Source organism: Mycobacterium sp. URHB0021 (assembly GCF_054057895.1).
In genome coordinates, this window is record NZ_JBSRZT010000002.1 from 3,727,683 (window position 1) to 3,746,723 (window position 19,041).

Here is a 19,041-nt window from a genome sequence, read left to right on the forward strand (position 1 = left end):
GCTACCAGACGCGGATGTAGTCGATCAGCATGGCCGCCGGGTAGGTGCCCAAGGCAGGATCGCCTGCGCCGACGCCGCCGACGGCCAGCGTGAACATGGGAGACAGCCAGTAGCCGGGGTTGTTGAACGGCCACCGCCAGTCGTCGGGTCTGCCGGAGACCTGGATGGGTTTGTTCGGCACGCTGAAGTACGGTTTCGCACCGTCGACGTAGTCCCGCCAGAATTTGAAACCCTCCTCGTCCCACCGCATCCGCCAGGTGTGCCACCCGCCGTCGACCAGTTCGGGAATCGATTTCCCTTCCCATGTCTTGCCGTTGGATGCGGCGTGGACCGTGGTTCCCGCGGGCCAGCTGCCGTTGCCGTACCACTCGAAGAAGTCGACCTCGCCGTCGGGCAGCGGGTCCTCGTTGACCGCCCAGTACGCCGGCCAGAGCCCTGTGGTCAGGCAGTCGAGCTTGATCCGCGCTTCCCAGGTGGTGTTGATCATGCCCCGCCAGTTGCCGCGCAGTTTGGCGCCGTAGTACTGGTCGAGTTCGCGGGTGGCGAGCAGCACGAGATTGGAGTTGCCGTCGAGGAACACGTTTCGGCGATCGTCGCGGTAGATGCCCGCGACGGGCGGGAACACGTCGTCCTGCCAGCTCTGCACCGTCCACTTCGCCGGATCGGGGCCCGCACCCTGCGGGCCGTCGAACTCGTCCTGGAATATGTAGGCCCCGGTTTCACTGCTGGGCACCGGAGGTGCTTCGCGTAGGGATGGGCGGGCCCGGGCCTGCGGGAGCGGGACCGCGGACGCGAGCAAGCCCATCCCGGTCATCATCATCATGTTTCGGCGGTCCATCTGGGGCACCTCGATACCCTAAAGCCCAAATCGTGAATCGTCCGTGATTCTCTTCACAGCGCCGCGCTGTCGGTGTCGGTTTTCGGGCCCGCCGGACGTTGCTGGAGCCCAACCGCGCTGCTCACAGCCGATTCCCAGAATGATCTTTTTCGCACGTTCCGGTTGACGGTGACACACCGTAGGCGCACGATATGAAGCACTACGGAAACGTGTTGCGTGATACGCAACAAAGTCGGGAGCTGTCCTGCGAATGGCGAGAGTTGTCGTAATCGGCGCCGGCATCGTCGGCGCGTCCCTGGCCGACGAGTTGACTGCTCGCGGGTGCACCGATGTCACCGTGGTCGATCGCGGGCCGCTGTTCACCACCGGCGGGTCGAGCTCGCACGCGCCGGGCCTGGTGTTCCAGACCAATCCGTCCAAGACGATGAGCGCGTTCGCCCGCTACACCGTGGAGAAGTTCGGTGCACTGGAGCATCCCGACGGGTGGGTGTTCAACAGCGTCGGCGGCCTCGAGGTGGCCACCACCCCGGCCCGGTGGGCCGACCTGCACCGCAAGGCCGGCTGGGCGGCGGCGTGGGGGATCGACGGTCGCCTGCTCACACCGGAGGAGTGCGTCGAGCTCCATCCGCTCCTCGACCGTGACCGCGTACTCGGTGGATTCCACACCCCGACCGACGGTTTGGCGAAGGCGGTACGCGCCGCGGAGTCTCAGGCCCGGCGCGCGATCGGCCGCGGTGCACGGTTCCGGCCGCACACCGAGGTGGTGGGGATCGTCGAGTCGTGCGGTCGCGTCACCGGTGTGCAGACCATCGACGGCGTCATCGAGGCCGACGTCGTGGTGTGCGCGGCCGGCTTCTGGGGTGCCGAGTTGGCCAAGCAGGTCGGCCTCGTCGTCCCTCTGGTGCCGATGGCGCATCAGTACGCGCGGACCGGACAGATCACCGCACTGGTCGGCCGCAATACCGACCAGGCCGAGGCCGGGCTGCCGATTCTGCGACATCAGGATCAGGATCTGTACTTCCGCGAACACGTCGACCGCCTGGGCATCGGGTCCTACAGCCACCGACCCATGCCGGTCGACATGTCCACACTGATGGCCGACACCGCCGGCGAGCCGATGCCGTCGATGCTTCCCTTCACGGAGGAGGATTTCGCACCGGCGTGGACCCAGGCCCGCGAACTGCTTCCGGCGCTGAGTGATTCGAAGGTCGAGGAGGCCTTCAACGGCATCTTCTCGTTCACCCCGGACGGTTTCTCGGTGATGGGGGAGCATCGGGACCTGAGCGGGTTCTGGGTCGCCGAGGCGGTGTGGGTGACGCATTCGGCCGGGGTGGCCAAGGCGACCGCCGAATGGATCGTCGACGGGGCGCCGTCGATCGATACCCATGAGTGCGACCTGTACCGCTTCGAAGATGTTGCGCGTAGCCCGAAGTTCATCATGCAGACCAGCTCGCAGGCGTTCGTCGAGGTCTACGACATCATTCACCCGTACCAGTTCCGAACCGCGCTGCGCGGCCTGCGCACCAGCCCGTTCTACGCGCGGCAACAGCAACTCGGCGCGTTCTTCTACGAGGGGGGCGGCTGGGAGCGACCCGCCTGGTACGAGGCGAACGCCGAACTGACGCAACGTCTCGCCGCGGGCGGCCTGACCTTCCCCGACCGCGACGACTGGTCGTCGAAATTCTGGTCGCCGATCTCGATCGCCGAGGCACACTGGACGCGGGCGCGGGTGGCGATGTACGACATGACACCGCTGACCCGTTACGAAGTGTCGGGTGCCGGTGCGGCCGGGTTCCTGCAGCGGATGACGTCCAACAACGTCGACAAGACCGTCGGATCGGTCACCTACACGATGCTGCTCGACGAAACAGGCGGAATACGAAGCGATATCACCGTCGCGCGCCTTTCCGACCACACCTTCCAGGTCGCCGTCAACGGGCCGATGGACTTCGACTGGTTGCACAGGCACCTCCCGGTGGATGTCACGGTGCGCGACATCACCGGCGCAACCTGCTGTATCGGCGTATGGGGACCGCTGGCCCGGGAGATGGTGGCGCCGCTGTGTCCCGACGACCTCTCCCACGAGGCCTTCAAGTACTTCCGCGCGCTGCAGACCCATCTGGGCGCGATCCCGGTCACCATGCTGCGGGTGTCCTACGTCGGCGAACTCGGTTGGGAGATCTATGCAAGTGCCGAGTACGGCGCGGCGCTGTGGGATCTGCTGGCCGAGGCAGGGGCGCCACACGGGGTGATCGCCGCGGGCCGGATCGCATTCAACAGCCTGCGCATCGAGAAGGGCTATCGGCTGTGGGGCACGGATATGACGGCCGAACACCAACCCGCCGCGGCGGGGGTGGACTTCGCCGTAAGGATGACCAAGGAGGACTTCATCGGCAAGGCGGCATTGCAGAACGCGGCGCCGCCGTCGATGATGTTGCGCAGCATCGTCTTCGATGATCAGGCGGCGGTTGCACTCGGCAAGGAGCCGGTGTACTCCGGCGTCGGGGACGGCGAGTGCATCGGTTACCTCACCAGTGCCGGCTACTCGCCGACCATCGGCCGCACGATCGCTTACGCGTGGCTGCCCGCCGAGGTCTCCGTCGGAGATGGCGTCACGGTCGACTACCTCGGGACCCGGCACGGCGCCCGGGTGCACGCGGAGCCTGTCGTCGATCCCGAGATGACGCGGATCAAGAGGTAAGACAATGGGATACGACGTCACCGCATCATCCACACGACAGCCCTCGAACCTGCTTTCGACGTTGGCGGGTGAGTACTACACCAGCGAATCGGTTTTCGCCGACGAGCAGAGCCAGATCTTCGAGAACATGTGGTTCTGCGCGGCCCGCTCGGCCGACATGGCCAAGCCTGGGCAGTTCCGCAGGGTTCAGGTCGGTCGCGAGAGCGTGCTCGTGGTGCGCGGCCGTGACGATATCCTGCGGGCCTTCCTCAACGTGTGCAGGCACCGCGGCGCCCAGCTGTGCACCGAGCCGGAAGGGCAGGTACGCCGCAATCTGCGGTGCCCGTACCACGCCTGGACCTATGCGCTGGACGGCAAACTCGTAGCCGCACCCAACATCGCCACCCTGACCGATGAGAACGGGGTCGGCATCGACCGCTACCAGTACGGGTTGGTGCCGGTCGCGCTGACCGAATGGCTCGGCTATGCGTGGGTGTGCCTGGCCGATGAACCGCCGTCCTTCTTCGACGACGTGGTCGGTGACGTCACCCGACGACTCGGCGACGCATCGGCCGTCGACCGATACGGCATCGACGGCCTGCAGGTGGGGCGCCGGGTGGTCTATGACGTCGCGGCGAACTGGAAGCTGATCGTCGAGAACTTCATGGAGTGCTATCACTGCGCGACGATCCATCCCGAGCTGGTCGAGGTCCTACCCGAATTCTCCAGTGGCCTGGCCGCGCAGTATTACGTCGGACACGGCGCCGAATTCGGCTCCGACATAGCCGGATTCACCGTCAACGGCGCTGCGGGTTTCGAAGACCTGCCCGGCATCACGGCGGAACAGGATCGTCGCTACTACGCGATCACCGTCCGGCCGACGGTGTTCATCAACCTTGTCCCGGACCACATCATCTTTCACCGGATGTATCCGGTGGCCGCCGATCGCACCGTCGTCGAGTGCGACTGGCTCTACGCGCCCGATGTGGTGGCGTCCGGTCGCGACGTGTCGCACTCGGCGGAGCTGTTTCACCGGGTCAATCTTCAGGATTTCGAGGCCTGCGAGCGAACTCAGCCCGCGATGGCGTCGCGGGCCTACCGAAAAGGCGGAGTACTCGTTCCTGCCGAACACCACATCGCGGAGTTCCATTCGTGGGTAGTGTCCCGTCTCGGCATACAGCGAGGTGAGCGGTTATGAACGGGGAACCCGATCTCTGGATCGGCGGACAGTGGCGTCACGCATCCGACGGCGGCACCCGCGAAATCATCAACCCGGCGGACGGCACTGTCGCCGCGGTGGTCGACGAGGCAACGCCGGACGACGCGCGCGGCGCGGTCGCGGCGGCGCGCAGGGCATTCGATGACGGGGTCTGGCGCGCCACCGCGGCCACCGAGCGCGCCGCACTGCTCGACCGGATCGCCGATCTGCTCCAGCGGGACAAAGAGTCGCTCGCCGAACTGGAGACCAGGGACACCGGCAAGACCCTGCCGGAGAGCCGGATCGACATCGACGACGTCACATCCGTGTTCCGTTATTACGCGAAACTGGCAGGCATCGAGTCCGACCGCCTCGTCGACGTCGGCGACGCCGCGGTGATCAGCCGGGTGGTCCGCGAACCGATCGGCGTCTGCGTGTTGATCGCGCCGTGGAACTATCCGCTGCTGCAGATGTCGTGGAAGATCGCACCCGCCCTGGCCGCCGGCTGCACCATGGTGGCCAAGCCCAGCGAAGTGACGCCGCTGACCACCATCGCCTTCACCCACCTGCTCGAGGAGGCGGGCGTACCCGGCTCGGTGGTGAACCTGGTGCAGGGCAGTGGCGCGGTGCTGGGCAGCGCACTCACCGACAATCCCGACGTCGACTTCATCTCGTTCACCGGCGGGTTGGCGACTGGGCGCACGATCGCCAAGGTCGCCGCGGACCACGTCACCAAGGTCGCCGTCGAACTCGGCGGCAAGAACCCGCACATCGTGTTCGCCGACATCACGAAGGGCGATGACTGGCACAACGCCGTCGACCACGTGCTGACCGGTGTGTTCCTGCATTCGGGGCAGGTCTGCTCGGCGGGCACCCGGCTGATCATCGAAGAGTCGATCGCCGATGACTTCGTTGCCGAACTGGCGGCACGCGCCGAGAAGATCCGCGTCGGCAACGGCATGGACCCGGCCAGCGAAACCGGGCCGTTGGTGTCCGAGCAACACCGTGCCAAGGTGGAAGCTCATGTCCAGCAGGGGATTTCTGAAGGTGCGAAGCTTGTCACCGGTGGCGGCCGGCCCAGCGATCCTGCGCTGGCCGAGGGCAGCTTCTATCTGCCCACGATCTTCGACCGGTGCGACCGGTCGATGCGAATCGTGTCCGAGGAGACGTTCGGACCGATCCTGACGGTGGAGCGGTTCACCACCGAGGCCGAGGCGATCACCCTCGGCAACGACACGGAATACGGTCTTGCGGCTGGTGTTCGGACATCCGATCCGGCGCGGGGCGAACGTGTGGTGCGGGCACTGCGGCACGGCACGGTGTGGCTCAACGATTTCGGCTACTACACCGCGGCGGCGGAGTGGGGCGGATTCGGAAAGTCCGGCAACGGACGCGAACTCGGACCAACCGGGCTTGCGGAATACCAAGAAATCAAACACATCTGGCACAACACCGCACCACAAGCCGCCGGCTGGTTCAAGGGCTAGAGAGGGCACACTCATGGTGATCAAGGATCCGCACGCCGACAGCGGCATGGAGGAGTTCGGGTACAAGGAGTCGCTGGACCGCAGCATCGGCAAGTTCGCCAGCTTCGCGGCCGGCGTCAGCTACATCTCGATCCTGACCGGTACGTTCCAGCTGTTCTACTTTGGTTTCGGCACCGGAGGTCCGGCTTACCTGTGGTCGTGGCCGATGGTGTTCGTCGGGCAGATGGCGGTCGCCCTGTGCTTCATGGAACTGGCCGCCAAGTATCCGGTGGCTGGTTCCGTCTACAACTGGTCGAAGATGCTGGGCAGCCGGCTGGTCGGGTGGTCGTCGGGTTGGCTGATGCTGACCGCGTCGATCGTGACGATCTCGGCGGTGGTGCTGGCCTACCAGCTCAACCTGCCGCGGCTGTGGAGCGGGTTCCAGATCATCGGCGACGGCTCCGGAGAATACGACTTCGCCACCAACGCCGTCATTCTCGGCACCGTGCTGATCGCTTTCACCACGGTGATCAACGCGCTCGGTGTGCGCCTGATGGCGTTGATCAACAGCACGGGTGTGTTCATCGAGCTGATCGCCGCCGTGCTCATCGTGATCATCCTGGCGTTCAACATCAAGCGCGGCCCGGACATCTTCTTCTCCACCCAGGGTTACGGTGCCGGCGAGAGCGCCGGCTACCTGAGCGCGTTCCTGGTCGCGTCGCTGGCCTCGCTCTACGTGATGTACGGCTTCGACACCGCCAGCTCGCTGGGCGAGGAGACCGTCGAGCCACGGCGCACCGCGCCCAAGGCGATCGCGCGGGCGATCCTGGCGTCCTTCGTCATCGGTGGCGGCATCCTGGTGTTCGCGGTGATGTCGGCACCGAACCTCGACGACCCGAAGATCGGTGAGAGCAGCGGTGGCCTGCAGTACATCGTCGAGCAGGTGATGTGGGGGCCGCTCGGCAAGATCTTCCTGGTCTGCATCGTCGTCGCAGTCACCGTGTGCACGCTGGCGGTGCACACGGCGGCGATCCGGCTGTCGTTCGCGATGGCGCGCGACAACGCGCTTCCGTTCGGGGAGAAGCTGGCCCGGGTGAATCCGAAGACCCAGACGCCGATCATCCCCGCCATCGTCATCGGCCTGATCTCGGCGATCATCCTGGTGATCAACATCGGTCAGCCCAAGATCTTCACCGTCCTGACGTCGATCGCGATCATCATGATCTACCTCGCGTACCTGATGGTGACCGGGCCGATGCTGAAGAAGCGGCTGCAGGGCCAGTGGCCGCCCAAGGATCTCAAGGAGGGCGGCTACTTCACGATGGGCCGCTGGGGACTGCCGGTCAACATCTTCGCGGTGGCGTGGGGCGCGCTGATGGCGCTGAACCTGGCGTGGCCGCGGGCGGCTGTCTACGGCGAGCCCTGGTACAACACGTGGGGCGCCTTCGTCTACATCGGCGTGATCCTCGGTTCGGGCCTGCTGTGGTACTTCGTCAAGGGCCGCCACCACATCGGCACCCTGGAGTCCCACGCCGCGGCGACCAAGGCCGAGGCGCAGCCGGGCGTCGCGGAGCAGGAGTGAGATGACCTCTGCTGCACAGCAATCGGGAACGTTCGACTATGTGATCGCCGGCGGTGGGACGGCGGGCTGCGCGCTGGCCGCGCGGTTGTCCGAGGACCCGGACGTGACGGTGTGTCTGGTCGAGGCCGGCCCGTCCGATGTCGGTGACGACAAGATCCTGGTGCTCTCGGAATGGATGCACCTGCTCGATTCCGGTTACGACTGGGACTATCCCGTCGAACCGCAGGAGCGCGGCAACTCGTTCATGCGCCATGCCCGGGCCAGGGTGCTCGGCGGATGTTCGTCGCACAACTCGTGCATCGCATTCTGGCCGCCGGCCGAATGCCTGGACGAGTGGGTTACCATGGGCGCCAAGGGCTGGAGTGCCGCCGAGGTGCTTCCGCTGGTCCGGCGGTTGACCGGAACGGTTGGTCTGCGCGACGTACCACCGAAGGACCCGTGCGGAGTCGCGGTGCTCGAAGCCGCCGCGCGGGTCGGAATTCCGACCGTCGCGTTCAACCGCGGGGAGACGGTGCGCAGCGGTGCCGGCTGGTTCCAGATCAACGCGGACGACCACGGCCTCCGCAACTCGAGTTCACACGCATACCTGCATCCGATTCTGGACACTCGCAAGAATCTCGAGGTGCGCACCGACTGCTGGGTGGCCGAGATCCTGTTCGACGAGTCGCTGGCAGCGACCGGGGTGCGGTATCAGCGGCCGGACCTGACCGGCTACGACGAGGTGTCGGCTCGGCGGGAGGTCATCGTCACGGCGGGCGCCATCGACACCCCGAAGTTGTTGATGCTCTCCGGTATCGGCCCCGCCGAGCACCTACGGGAGATCGGCGTCGACGTTCGCGTCGATTCACCCGGGGTGGGCGCCAATCTCGACGACCATGTCGAGGGGCTGGTGTTCTGGGAAGCGTCGAGGCCGATGGTGACGAGCTCGACCCAGTGGTGGGAGATCGGGCTGTTCACCACCGTCGACGAGGGCTGCCCCCAGCCGGATCTGATGATGCACTACGGCAGCGTGCCGTTCGACATGAACACGCTGCGGCGCGGTTATCCGACCACCGACAACGGGTTCTGCCTGACTCCCAACGTGACTCAGGGACGGTCGCGCGGCACGGTGCGGCTGCGGACCCGTGACTTCAGGGACCGGGCGCGGGTCGACCCGCGCTACTTCACCGATCCGGAGGGCTACGACGAGCGCATCATGCTCACCGGAGTCCGGCTGGCCCGCAGGATCGCCGAGCAGGCGCCGCTGGCCGGATGGGTGGCCCGGGAGCTCGCGCCGGGACCCGACGCGACCACCGATGACGAACTGCTGGACTACATCCACAAGTGCCACAACACCGTCTACCACCCGGCCGCGACGGCCCGGATGGGCGCCGTCACCGACCCGATGGCGGTGCTCGACCCGGAAATGCGGGTCAAGGGCGTGTCGCGGCTGCGGGTGGTGGACGCCTCCGCGATGCCGAAGCTACCCGCCGTGAACCCGAACATCACGGTGATGACGATGGCTGAGAAGTGTGCCGACCTCATCCGAAAGGCCTGAACTCAAGACCTTCCTGGGTGAACACACGCCGTTCCAGGCGATGGCCGATGAGGAACTCGGCGATCTGGCGGCCGGGTCGGTTGTCGTTGAGTTTCCCGCCGGGTCCCTGGTTGCCGACTACGCGACTCGGGTGCCCGACGAGGTGTGGATGGTTCACACGGGACAGGTCGTGCTGCGCAACACCGGCGACGCCACCACCATCGATACCGTCGGCCCCGGTGGCATCTTCGGCTACATGCCACTGCTGACCGGCGGTGGCATGGAATTCGAGGCTCACACGACCGTGCAGACCAAGCTGATCCGGCTGCCGGGCGCGCTGGTGCGCGCGCAGTTCGCCAAGCCGGCGGGATTGGCCTTTCTCGCGTCGTCGGCCTGGAATCTCGGCACCCCCGACCGGCCCACGGTCGCGCCCGCCACCGACAGCCGACCGGTGGCCGAACTGGTGCACGGCGACGTGCTGCTGGTCGGGCCCGACACCTCGGTACGCGACGCGGTGGTCGAGATGACCAAGCGTCACGTGTCCTATGCGCTCATCCGCCTGCCCGATGGCGGTCTGGGCATCTTCACCGACCGGGACCTGCGGACCCGCGTGGTGGCGGCCGACATTCCCGTCGACGTACCGGTCGAGCAGGTGATGAGCGCACCCGCCCGCACCGTCACCACGGATCTGACTGCGGATACCGTGCTGATGGAGATGCTCGAGAGCGGCATGCGGCACATGCCGGTGCTGACATCGCGCGGGGAGGTCGTCGGAGTGCTGGAGGACGCCGACCTGCTGGCCGCGTCGGCACGTCAGAGCTTCATGCTGCGGCGCTCGATCGGTCTGGCCGCCGACGCCGATGCGCTGCAGGCCGTCGGCCGCCGGGTGACCGGCGTGGCGGGCGAGCTGTTCCGCAACGGCACCAAGGCCTCGGCGACCAGTGCGATCCTGTCCGTGGTCATCGACAGCCTGGTGCGTAAGGCGCTGGAACTCGCCCTGGCAGAGGCGGATCGAACACCCTCCGAAGGTCCGGACGGGTTCGCCTGGCTCACCCTCGGCAGCGTGGCGCGACGCGAGGCGATGCCGTCGTCGGATGTGGACAGCGCGCTGTCGTGGCGGGACCGGCTGGCCCCGGCGAGCCACGAACTACGGGCCGTCGCCGTGCGCGTCCATCAAATCCTCGACGGCTGCGGACTGCCGTCGGACAGCAACGGGGCGCTCGCTTCGAACGTCAATTTCTCTCGCTCGCAGTCGGATTGGTTCGCCGCCGCGGAGGGCTGGTTGGCCGACCCGCTGCGTGACCGCGGTCTGATCTACTCTTCGCTGCTGATCGACGGCCGGGTGGTGTGGGGCGATCCCGTGTTGCACACGGTTCCCGCAGCCTATCGACGGATGCGCGACGAGCATGCGAACGCGTTGCGGCTCCAGCTGCTCGATGCGCTGTCCGGGAAGGTCCGGATCCGGTCGTTGCGTGATGTGTTGTCGCGCCGGGGTGGAACATTCGACCTCAAGAGCCACGCCGTGACACCGATTGTCAACCTGGCCCGGTGGGGTGGTCTCAGCGCCGACGTCACCTCGGCGACGACGCCCGCGCGCCTGGCGGCCGCGGCTCATGCCGGAGCGATCAGCCAGCGCGACGCCAACACGCTGTGCGATGTCTTCGTGATGCTGCAGCGGTTGCGGATGGTCCATCAGGTCGAGCAGATATCCGCGGGCCGCACACCCGGTGACGTGATCACCATGTCGGAGCTCTCACCACTGAACCGCAGTCTGCTCGGCGACGGCATCAGAGAGATCGCGGCGGTCCGGCGGCGAGTCGGCACCATAGGCATCCCGTCGGGCTAGTGTCGTGGCGCTCAGCGGGCCCGGATGAGGATGAGTTCGCCGAATTGGTCCGGACATTCCAGGGGTGTGAAATGACCGGCATCGGCGAAATGCACCTCGACATCGGTGAAGTAGTGCTCGACCCGATCGGCCCATTCCGGTGGGAACAGCGGATCATGGCGCGGCCACAGCACCTCCGTGGGCACGTGGATCTTGATCGCGCGGTCGGGTGGAAGCTCGATCAGCGACTGGGCGATCATCCCGGCGCCGGCGCGGTACCAGGCGATGGATGAGATGAAGGCCCCTGGCAGCGCGTAATCCGGTACCACGCGGTCCAAGTCGTCTTCGGAGACGGTGAAGTTCGGGCCCGACCAATGGTTCCAGAAGTGCCGGAGGTACTCGCGGACCGCATCGGGGTTGCCGTCGATCAACTGACCGGCGAGCGGTAGCTGGTGAAACGACTGGTACCAGAATTCGCTCTGCGCGTGCGCGGTGAGGACGCGGTCACCGGCGCCGGGCAGCGGCGGAGAGAGCACCAACGCCTGGACCAGCTCGGGATGCATCCGTGCCACGCTCTGCGCGACGCGGCTGCCGACGTCGTAGCCCGCGAGCACGACGCCGGAGAGGCCCAGTTCCTTGATCAGGCCCACGATGCTGGCGGCTTGCGCCGTCGCGCTGTAGAAGTGGCGCACCGCCACCGCGTGCTTGTCGGAGGCGCCGAAGCCGCGCAGGTCGGGCACGATGACGTCGGCGGCGCCCCCGAGCAACGGCAGCACCGCGCGGTAGTCGTGGCGATTGCCCGGCCATCCGTGCAGCAGTAGGACGGGCGGCGCGCCCCTGGTGCCGAACCGGTCATAGGCCAGCCGGAATCCGTCCACCGGGGCGCTGCGCGACCACATCCGCCCATTCTGGCGACTTTTCAGCCGGCTTGGTGCAGGGTTTCGGAATCACCGGTGATCACCGCCAGGACGTTGCGCCACGCATCCGACGGCCAATTGACCACATCACTGTGGGCCTGCCAACCCGTCATCGGCCGGCCATCGTCGTAATGTCCTGTCGCCAAATGGATCACGCCCGGCATGTGGTCGGGGTCGGCGCCGTGCGGACCGACGGGAATGCCCTGCACGGCCTGGATGAAGTCGCCGGGCGCCGTCATGGCGAAGCGCAGCACATCCGGGTTGCGGTGGTAATATACCACATATGAAGGCAGCCCTGTATCTGCGCATATCCCTCGATGAGACCGGCGAGAGGCTAGGCGTGCAGCGCCAGGAGCAGGCCTGCCGTGCCATCGCCGACGCCCGTGGGTGGACCGTCAGTGCCGTCTACACCGACAACAGCATCTCCGCGTTCTCCAAGACGGCCAGGCGCCCCGATTACGAGCGAATGATGGCCGACCTCGCGGCGAAGAAGTTCGGTGCCCTGGTCGTCTGGGACCTGGACCGGCTCACCAGACAGCCCCGCCAGCTCGAAGACTTGATCGACCTTGCAGAATCTCGCAGCTTCACGCTGGTTACGGTCGACGGCAACGTCGATCTGTCGACGGAAAACGGCCGCCTGTTCGCCCGCATGAAGGCGGCTGTCGCACGGAGCGAAAGCGAGCTGAAGGCCAAGCGCCAGCGGGCGGCCAACGCGCAGCGCCGACAGCAGGGCAAGGCACCGAAGGGAGTGGCCCTCTGGGGGTACGACACGGACGGTGCCGCCACGGACGCCCTGCCCCGTGCAACGGAGATGTACAAGCGATTCCTCGCCGGTGAATCGATCGCGTCGCTGGCCCGATGGCTGGATGTCTCCAACAACACGGTGCGAACCCGATTGACGAACCCCCGGTACGGCGGCCTGATGCCCTATGGCCGAAAAGAGACCGTCGGGCCCGGCGACTGGGAACCGGCCGTGTCCGAGGCGGAATGGAAGCTGACCCAGACCATCCTTGCCAGCCCGGATCGACGCATGCAGACGGGGACGGCGAGGAAGTACCTGTTGTCAGGGTGCGCGACATGCGCCCTCTGTGGCGGCCGCATGGCAGGGCAGTCTCGCCGGTACCTATGCCCTCGCAAGTGCCTTTCGATCGTCCGCGAGCCGGTGGAGTACGAGGTATTGAATGCTGTGCGCTACTACCTCCTCAGAGACCCTGAGTCGATCAGACCCGAACGGATCAGCGTGGGTGCCGATGCCAGCGACTTGGACGCTCTGCGGGCCTCTGAGCGGCAGAACGAGGCAGACTACGCGGATGATGTCGTCGACGCCCGGGCCTACTCCAAGAAGCGGGACAGGTTGGCGGCCAAGATCGCAGCAGCAGAACAGCAGCTGATAGACCAGCGCATCTCCGAGGTGTGGACCGGACACAATGCGCTGGCCACATTCGACTCGCTTCCGATCGACCGACAGCGCCGGTTTCTCGACCACCACTTGTCCATTACCATCCGCAAGCCCGCTAGCCGGTCTCGCAATTTCGACCGCGACAACGTAGTGATCGTGAGCAGAAAGACCGGCCAACGCCTACAGGTCCGCTCTGTGCTGGGGCAACCGAAGTAATAGCACTGATCAGGCATTCTGTACGGACTCTGGACCAGATCTGAACGCGTAATCCGTTGCAACACAACGGGGTTGGGGCGCGGCGAAATTGACAACGCGCGTGCTAGGACTCACGCTGGAACATACCCCAGAAAAGGTGCGACCCCGGGGGGACCAGTACCCCCGGGGCCGCGGTGACCACCAGCCAAGGAAGTCGATGATTATTGTACACGAGTCCAACAAATGACGGCCCGCACTGACGCCCGGCGTGTCGTGTTGGTCGAATACCTGCAGTTGAGATGTACCGGCCGTAGTTTCGTCGAGAAGCATCAGCAGATATCGGACACGACCGGCATCCCCGTGCGGACTCTGAAACGGGACCTCCAGTGGGCCGTCGGCCAGGGTCTGATCGAGGTCTCGGCCCGGTTCATCAACAGCAGCCGCCGAGCGAACCGATACCGGCTTTTGCCCGCGGCTCGTTTTTGGCCTAACGAAGTAGATATAAGTACTACTTCTCCTACTACTACTTCTGTACTAACAGATGGTGTTTCTTCTAGTAAGAAACATAGAGATAATCACTACCACTCCGTAGGAGTGGTACTGGGCCAGGAGCTTGCGGTCCGCTTCACCGAGCCGCTGCGCGGCTCGGCTCGCTCCCCGCGCGAAGCGGCCTGCGGCCGCGGTGCCACCATCACGACAAAGGCAAGGCGGCCTGCGGCCGCAGCCAGGATGTGGGCATGGGATCGTGTTGTCTGCGATACCCCTATGCCCAGAAGGAAGTCCAGTGGTGGTTGGGGTGACGTGAGTTTTTTCGCTGTTCATCGTGAGGCGTGCTGGTTGGCCTCTCACTTTGAGTCCCTCGTCTTGGCGAGGGCCAACAGTGACCGCCAAGCTCTTGGCAAACCCTTGCTTGACCGGGTTTCCGACAAGCGTTTTGACTCCTGGTACCAGAGCGCCTTGTCATCCTTTGGCGAGAGTGAAGGACCGCGTCTTGAGGACGTTGTGGACGCTCTCTCTTGGGTCTTTGATGAGTGCGAGGGCGTCTTGCCCTTTGACCCCGTCAACGTGTTCTCGCCGACCGGCCGCGGAACCCGGCCGAAGGACCGCAAGCTAACCCGGCTGAAGCAGATTCTGGACAACTGGGATGAGATCGGCCTGCATATGAGTTTTGGATCGTGGCAATGCGCATAGCTTTGACCTAGATTTTGTATAATGTTGCAGACCAAGGTGTTTCAGACACACACCCCGTTTCTCTGTACTATCCTATTGAGTAGGCAACGGGCGCAAGCCCATTAGTGAACCTAGAGATCGGCATCCGCAATCGGGTGTCCCGCGTGATCGAAGATCAGGGTTGCCACAGGCTGCACCCCTTAGGACTTCCACCATGAGTTCCCTAGCCAGCGCCCGGTCCCGCTTCGGCATTTTGAAGCGCCACTACGGCGAGGACCACCCGAAAACCCTGAGCGCCAAAGAGGCCCTGGACGACGAGCGGCTCATGACCGCGGTCCAACGCGCCCTGGCCGCAGCACCACCCCTGACCGATGAGGTGCGCCAGCGCATCCTCGGAATGTTGATGGGCGCATCATGACCGCGACAGTCGTCGTTGCGATCGACGCCAATGAGGCCCGCCGGTTGACCGACCGCATCAACGCCGACGTCGAGGCCGTGTGGGAGCTGATCACGCAGGCGTACATCGAACGGGCATGGTCAGCCTTGGGTTATAGCTCGTGGGATTCATACTGCACCCGTGAGTTCGACACTAGTCGGTTGCGGCTGCCGCGCGAGGAACGCGCGGAAGTAGTTGCCTCGCTGCGGGAATCAGGTTTGAGCCTGCGAGCCATCGCAGCGGCGACTGGAATCAGTCACACAGAAGCACGCCGGTCACTCGATGCAGGTGTAACAAATGTTCCACCTGACGGACCTGTCGACGTCGAGGTTGACGAAGATGCGCTGACCGAGGCATTGATTGAGGCCGAACCACCACCCGGCGGCATCACCGATCAGACCCCCGGCCAAACCGAACGTGTGGCCGAGGCATTGAGCCGAGCCCGTGAAGCTGAGCCGCAACCGGCTGTGGTGATTGATGGACTCGACGGCAAGAAGTACCCGCAACCGGAGCGAAAGCCGCCGCGCCGCAAGCCGTTGAAGGACGAGGCTTATCTCGTCGGGATGGGAGTCGACAAGATCACAAAGCGCGTGGAGAAGGTCCTGGCCGATGACCGGTTCGCCGACAGCCGAGAGCAGGTAGGCTGCGCGATCCTGCCCTGGCCGATCCACGCCATCACAGCCCTGACCAAGTTGAACAGCGAGATCGACGCCATCGATCCAGGTTCCGTCCTTGACCACATCGCGGAGACCCTTGCTGCGGTCGTCGTGGAGTGCCAGGCCGTCCGCCTCGATGACGTGTTCCAGCACATGCCGTTCCCGCAGGTCAACGCGATTCGTGAATACCTCGACAACATCCATGACTTCATCGAGATGTGGTCTACCCGATGACCACTGTCGACGCCCAGATCCGGGCCGAAATGATAGCCCGCGCTGCACAACTCGCGGCCGAGGCACCGCCGCTCAGCGTCGATCAAGCCCTCATGTTGCGGTCGATGTTCTGCCGCTACGCCCACGTCGAGGAGTTGGCCTCATGACGTGAAGAGTTTCCAGACCTTTTCCGCCTCCGAGCGACTGATCCTGCTGCGCGGTGACGTACTGGAGTGCGTCACCGAGCTGTCCGATGGCTCGGCGGATTGCATCGTGACGAGCCCGCCTTACTATGGCCTGCGCGACTACGGCATCGAAGTCCAGTACGGGTTGGAGGCTTCGCCCGCCGAGTACGTCTAGAAGATGCGCGAGCTGTTCGCCGAGCTGCGCCGTGTCCTCGCCGACCACGGCACTCTCTGGCTCAACCCCGGTGATAGTTACGCCCGCAACCCGACAAACGGGCACCACGGGCACTGTGAATGGCTGGAACGTTCCGCGAATGGGATACGCAGGCAGCAGGACCGGCAGACCGGACCTACCAGAGAAGAACTTACTTCGCCGACACCGATGGGGGCGATCATCCGGGGGGTGCGCAATGACGACACATCGTGAACCTGCTCCAGGCACGGCCAGCCCGGGCGCTGGCCCCCAGGCACTGACACGGACCACCCGGCGATTGGGAGACCTGGAAGGGTGTCGCCGCGAGATTATGCTGGTCAACCCCTGCCGTTGCCTGATCACTTGATGTCCTAAGACGTCCGGTTCGCCGTGCAGCAGCTGCCCGAAGGCACGGCGTCAGAGGATCCGGCCGTCTGCTTCGGTCAATTGGCGACGAGATTAAGCTCAATGCCGCAGAGGTTTAAGTCCAATAGCCAACTAGGCCAAGCTCTAACAGATGAAATTTGAGGGGTTCGAACCTCTTACGCCTGTGACGTGCGGTGTTTCCGGGCGAAGGTACAGAACTTGCAAAGAGTCGCGCAAGAATCGACGCAGCATTTATCAAGGAGTAATGTAGCGCAGCTTCGGCGAACTACGAACTCTGGGATGTTGTCGCCCGCTGGCGTGGTCGCGGTACTCGTAGACGTCAGCGGCGCGGAAGAGGTTGATGGCGATGTCGTCGAGGCGTTTGGGCCCGGGCGGTATCGACGAGTTCCCAGGTGTCGCGTAGCCGTTCGAAGGCCGCTAATGTTGCGCCTGCCCAGCCGGTCTGGCAGGACGAGCCGACGTGTAATACCGCGACTCTGTGGATCGGTTGAGGCACGAGCGGTCACCGAGAAGCTCACCGGCGGACACCTCGACATGTGGCCGAGCAGTGGGTCGGACGCCGCCGTTACGGCGTGATCTTGGTCTTGTCGTCAATGACTTGGGTGGCATCCATCAATGCACGTTTCTGATCCCCGGTGCCGTCGGCGTTGAGCTGGAAGACATACAGCCCATTCGCTGTAGGGATGACAACAGTTTTCTGAGCGATGACGCGCTTGACGCCGTCCCTGATGTAGGTGCCGCCGATCTGGACCGCATCGAACCCGCTGAGAGTGCTCGACGTGGCGTGCTGCGCTCCGTCGTATCCCGGGAGATTCCTGAGCTCGTTGGGTGCGTACATGAGGATCTGCCAGGGATCGACATTGCCGGTCAGCTTGGATAGCAGCGCGATGATGGACGGCGGATCCGCGGCCATGGCCGGGTCGGTGGAAAGTATTGCGCTGTAAGCCCAATCGGGGGTGCGGCTACCCGCGTCCTCCCAGCCCGGCGGGAACGGCAAGTTGATTGTTGGTGACACTGGATCGCCACGCTTTGCCGGAGTCTCGGCGATGCCGTTCTCCTTGATATACGACGCAATCGTCGGCTGGCGTCCAGCGGACCGCTCGCGTGTAGGCGCGGGTAGTGCGCTTCGGTTAGGCGGTGCAGGAGCTGTAGTTGGCGGTGCTCTCGAGATGGGCGGGGCTGTGCCGCGTGCGGCGACTTGCTCGATGCTGAAGCCGAATTGCTCCAAGGGCCGGAGCGGAGATGGATCGCTGTCGATGATGGAGAACGTCCAGATCAAACCGCTATGTTCGGTTGTCGCGGCGTACTTGGCGAGGCGGGCGGGCAGTACATTGCGCATTGTGAACTCGGAGTCGAACTGCGAAATCCATATCTGGGTGTTCGGGTTTGGTGTGGTCACCCGCGGTGCACATGTGGCGCCCCCAACGGCACCCGGCATTGATGGGTTTTCATACAAGCGGCCGGGCTCGCAGACCGCACTTAACCAATCGTCCGATGTCCCGGAGATTGTTCGTTGTACAGGGGCCGCTACGCCAACGTCCTGACCAGAGGGCTCGCTACCCGAACTTTCCGATTGCGAGCACGCCCCGAGTACTAACACGCCGACCGCGATGACCGTGAGCCATAGGTTGACTCCGCGGTACTGGGGTGGCCCAGGGGTGCGCAATGGTGGGTTCATTTCTCTCCGCAAAGTAGCTGGGCCGCACAAGCAGCTTCAGAAATCCCACCAGCTAACATTCAGTCGATCGTAAAGGTCATTGCGCATGGGTGCAATACGCATGCGTACAGCACGCTCTGGTCGATTCCACGCGGGCCGTATGTGGTTGGTCATCATGCCCGACGAGCGATCCAAGCCCGCCCTGAACGAGACCACCCGGGTCTTTGGCGAACGGGTACGCGATCGTCGGCGGGCGCTCGGCCTCAGTCAGGAAGCCGCGGCTGTCAGGTGCGGCATTCACTGGACACAGTTGGGCAAGGTCGAACGCGGTCAACGCAGCCTGCGGCTGGAGACAATCGTCAAGATCGCCGATGGTCTCGAAATCGATGCGGGAAAGCTCGTGAGCAAGCTGCCGGTTCCGCCGCAGGCGTAAACGCGGACGTACCGCACTCACTGAGCGATTTGGCCGTGGTATCTGCGTGCTGGCTCGGCCGCGAGAACTAGGCCGTGCGCCGATTTCGTGCCCGC

The 19,041-nt window shown here is 64.8% G+C and carries 17 protein-coding genes and 1 pseudogene; 14 read left to right on the plus strand and 4 right to left on the minus strand.

Annotated elements, in window-relative coordinates:
* Position 1 precedes the first annotated feature (1 nt).
* Positions 2–838 (minus strand): glycoside hydrolase family 16 protein, encoded by an 837-nt coding sequence (locus ACVWWN_RS20570; RefSeq protein ID WP_457145492.1) that lies wholly within the window; start codon positions 836–838, stop codon positions 2–4.
* Positions 839–1,088: 250 nt separating this feature from the next.
* Here ACVWWN_RS20570 and ACVWWN_RS20575 point away from each other — a divergent pair, with 250 nt between their 5' ends.
* From ACVWWN_RS20575 to ACVWWN_RS20600, 6 genes are read left to right on the plus strand one after another with little or no spacing between them, the layout of a single operon-like run.
* Entirely contained in the window at positions 1,089–3,539 is a 2,451-nt protein-coding gene (locus ACVWWN_RS20575) for a GcvT family protein (protein WP_457145493.1), read from the plus strand.
* Between the two features lie 4 nt (positions 3,540–3,543).
* Positions 3,544–4,716 carry an aromatic ring-hydroxylating oxygenase subunit alpha gene (locus tag ACVWWN_RS20580; protein WP_457145494.1) on the plus strand — a complete coding sequence of 391 codons (1,173 nt, stop codon included), beginning with the start codon at positions 3,544–3,546 and terminating at the stop codon, positions 4,714–4,716.
* Positions 4,713–6,203: an aldehyde dehydrogenase family protein gene (locus ACVWWN_RS20585; protein ID WP_457145495.1), complete on the plus strand. Its 1,491-nt coding sequence runs from the start codon at positions 4,713–4,715 to the stop codon at positions 6,201–6,203. The genes ACVWWN_RS20580 and ACVWWN_RS20585 overlap by 4 nt, the downstream gene beginning before the upstream one ends.
* Positions 6,204–6,216: 13 nt before the next feature.
* Entirely contained in the window at positions 6,217–7,764 is a 1,548-nt protein-coding gene (locus tag ACVWWN_RS20590) for an APC family permease (RefSeq protein WP_457145496.1), read from the plus strand.
* A 1-nt stretch (position 7,765) separates the two neighbouring features.
* The gene (locus ACVWWN_RS20595) at positions 7,766–9,301 is read left to right on the plus strand and encodes a GMC family oxidoreductase (RefSeq protein WP_457145497.1); all 1,536 of its coding nucleotides are present in this window, start codon (positions 7,766–7,768) and stop codon (positions 9,299–9,301) included.
* A complete protein-coding gene (locus tag ACVWWN_RS20600; RefSeq protein ID WP_457145498.1) occupies positions 9,276–11,126 on the plus strand; it encodes a putative nucleotidyltransferase substrate binding domain-containing protein in 1,851 nt (616 codons plus the stop codon). The genes ACVWWN_RS20595 and ACVWWN_RS20600 overlap by 26 nt, the downstream gene beginning before the upstream one ends.
* 11 nt (positions 11,127–11,137) lie before the next feature.
* Here ACVWWN_RS20600 and ACVWWN_RS20605 read toward each other — a convergent pair whose 3' ends face one another.
* Both ACVWWN_RS20605 and ACVWWN_RS20610 read right to left on the minus strand, forming a co-directional pair.
* Positions 11,138–12,004: an alpha/beta fold hydrolase gene (locus ACVWWN_RS20605; RefSeq protein WP_457145499.1), complete on the minus strand. Its 867-nt coding sequence runs from the start codon at positions 12,002–12,004 to the stop codon at positions 11,138–11,140.
* A 20-nt stretch (positions 12,005–12,024) separates the two neighbouring features.
* Positions 12,025–12,291, minus strand: a pseudogene (locus ACVWWN_RS20610) (alpha/beta hydrolase); the annotation flags it as partial.
* Positions 12,292–12,305: 14 nt separating this feature from the next.
* On the opposite strand from ACVWWN_RS20610, the gene ACVWWN_RS20615 reads away from it, so the two are divergent.
* The 7 genes from ACVWWN_RS20615 (at position 12,306) to ACVWWN_RS20645 (ending at position 16,703) form a co-directional block, all read left to right on the plus strand.
* Positions 12,306–13,637 carry a recombinase family protein gene (locus ACVWWN_RS20615; RefSeq protein WP_457145500.1) on the plus strand — a complete coding sequence of 444 codons (1,332 nt, stop codon included), beginning with the start codon at positions 12,306–12,308 and terminating at the stop codon, positions 13,635–13,637.
* 222 nt (positions 13,638–13,859) lie between these two features.
* On the plus strand, positions 13,860–14,807 hold the full coding sequence (locus ACVWWN_RS20620) for a hypothetical protein (protein ID WP_457145501.1): 948 nt from the start codon (positions 13,860–13,862) through the stop codon (positions 14,805–14,807).
* A gap of 193 nt (positions 14,808–15,000) precedes the next feature.
* Complete coding sequence (locus ACVWWN_RS20625; RefSeq protein ID WP_457145502.1) at positions 15,001–15,204, plus strand: hypothetical protein; 204 nt, start codon at positions 15,001–15,003, stop codon at positions 15,202–15,204.
* The gene (locus ACVWWN_RS20630) at positions 15,201–16,112 is read left to right on the plus strand and encodes a hypothetical protein (protein WP_457145503.1); all 912 of its coding nucleotides are present in this window, start codon (positions 15,201–15,203) and stop codon (positions 16,110–16,112) included. Before ACVWWN_RS20625 ends, ACVWWN_RS20630 begins: the two co-directional genes overlap by 4 nt.
* Complete coding sequence (locus ACVWWN_RS20635) at positions 16,109–16,258, plus strand: hypothetical protein (RefSeq protein ID WP_457145504.1); 150 nt, start codon at positions 16,109–16,111, stop codon at positions 16,256–16,258. The genes ACVWWN_RS20630 and ACVWWN_RS20635 overlap by 4 nt, the downstream gene beginning before the upstream one ends.
* Before the next feature lies 1 nt (position 16,259).
* Positions 16,260–16,451: a hypothetical protein gene (locus ACVWWN_RS20640; protein WP_457145505.1), complete on the plus strand. Its 192-nt coding sequence runs from the start codon at positions 16,260–16,262 to the stop codon at positions 16,449–16,451.
* 3 nt (positions 16,452–16,454) lie between these two features.
* Entirely contained in the window at positions 16,455–16,703 is a 249-nt protein-coding gene (locus ACVWWN_RS20645; RefSeq protein WP_457145506.1) for a hypothetical protein, read from the plus strand.
* A gap of 718 nt (positions 16,704–17,421) precedes the next feature.
* Here ACVWWN_RS20645 and lpqN read toward each other — a convergent pair.
* Complete coding sequence (gene lpqN / locus ACVWWN_RS20650; protein WP_457145507.1) at positions 17,422–18,534, minus strand: envelope biogenesis lipoprotein LpqN; 1,113 nt, start codon at positions 18,532–18,534, stop codon at positions 17,422–17,424.
* Between the two features lie 154 nt (positions 18,535–18,688).
* Between lpqN and ACVWWN_RS20655 the strand changes: the two genes are divergently transcribed.
* Entirely contained in the window at positions 18,689–18,946 is a 258-nt protein-coding gene (locus tag ACVWWN_RS20655) for a helix-turn-helix domain-containing protein (protein WP_457145508.1), read from the plus strand.
* The last annotated feature ends 95 nt before the right edge of the window (positions 18,947–19,041 follow it).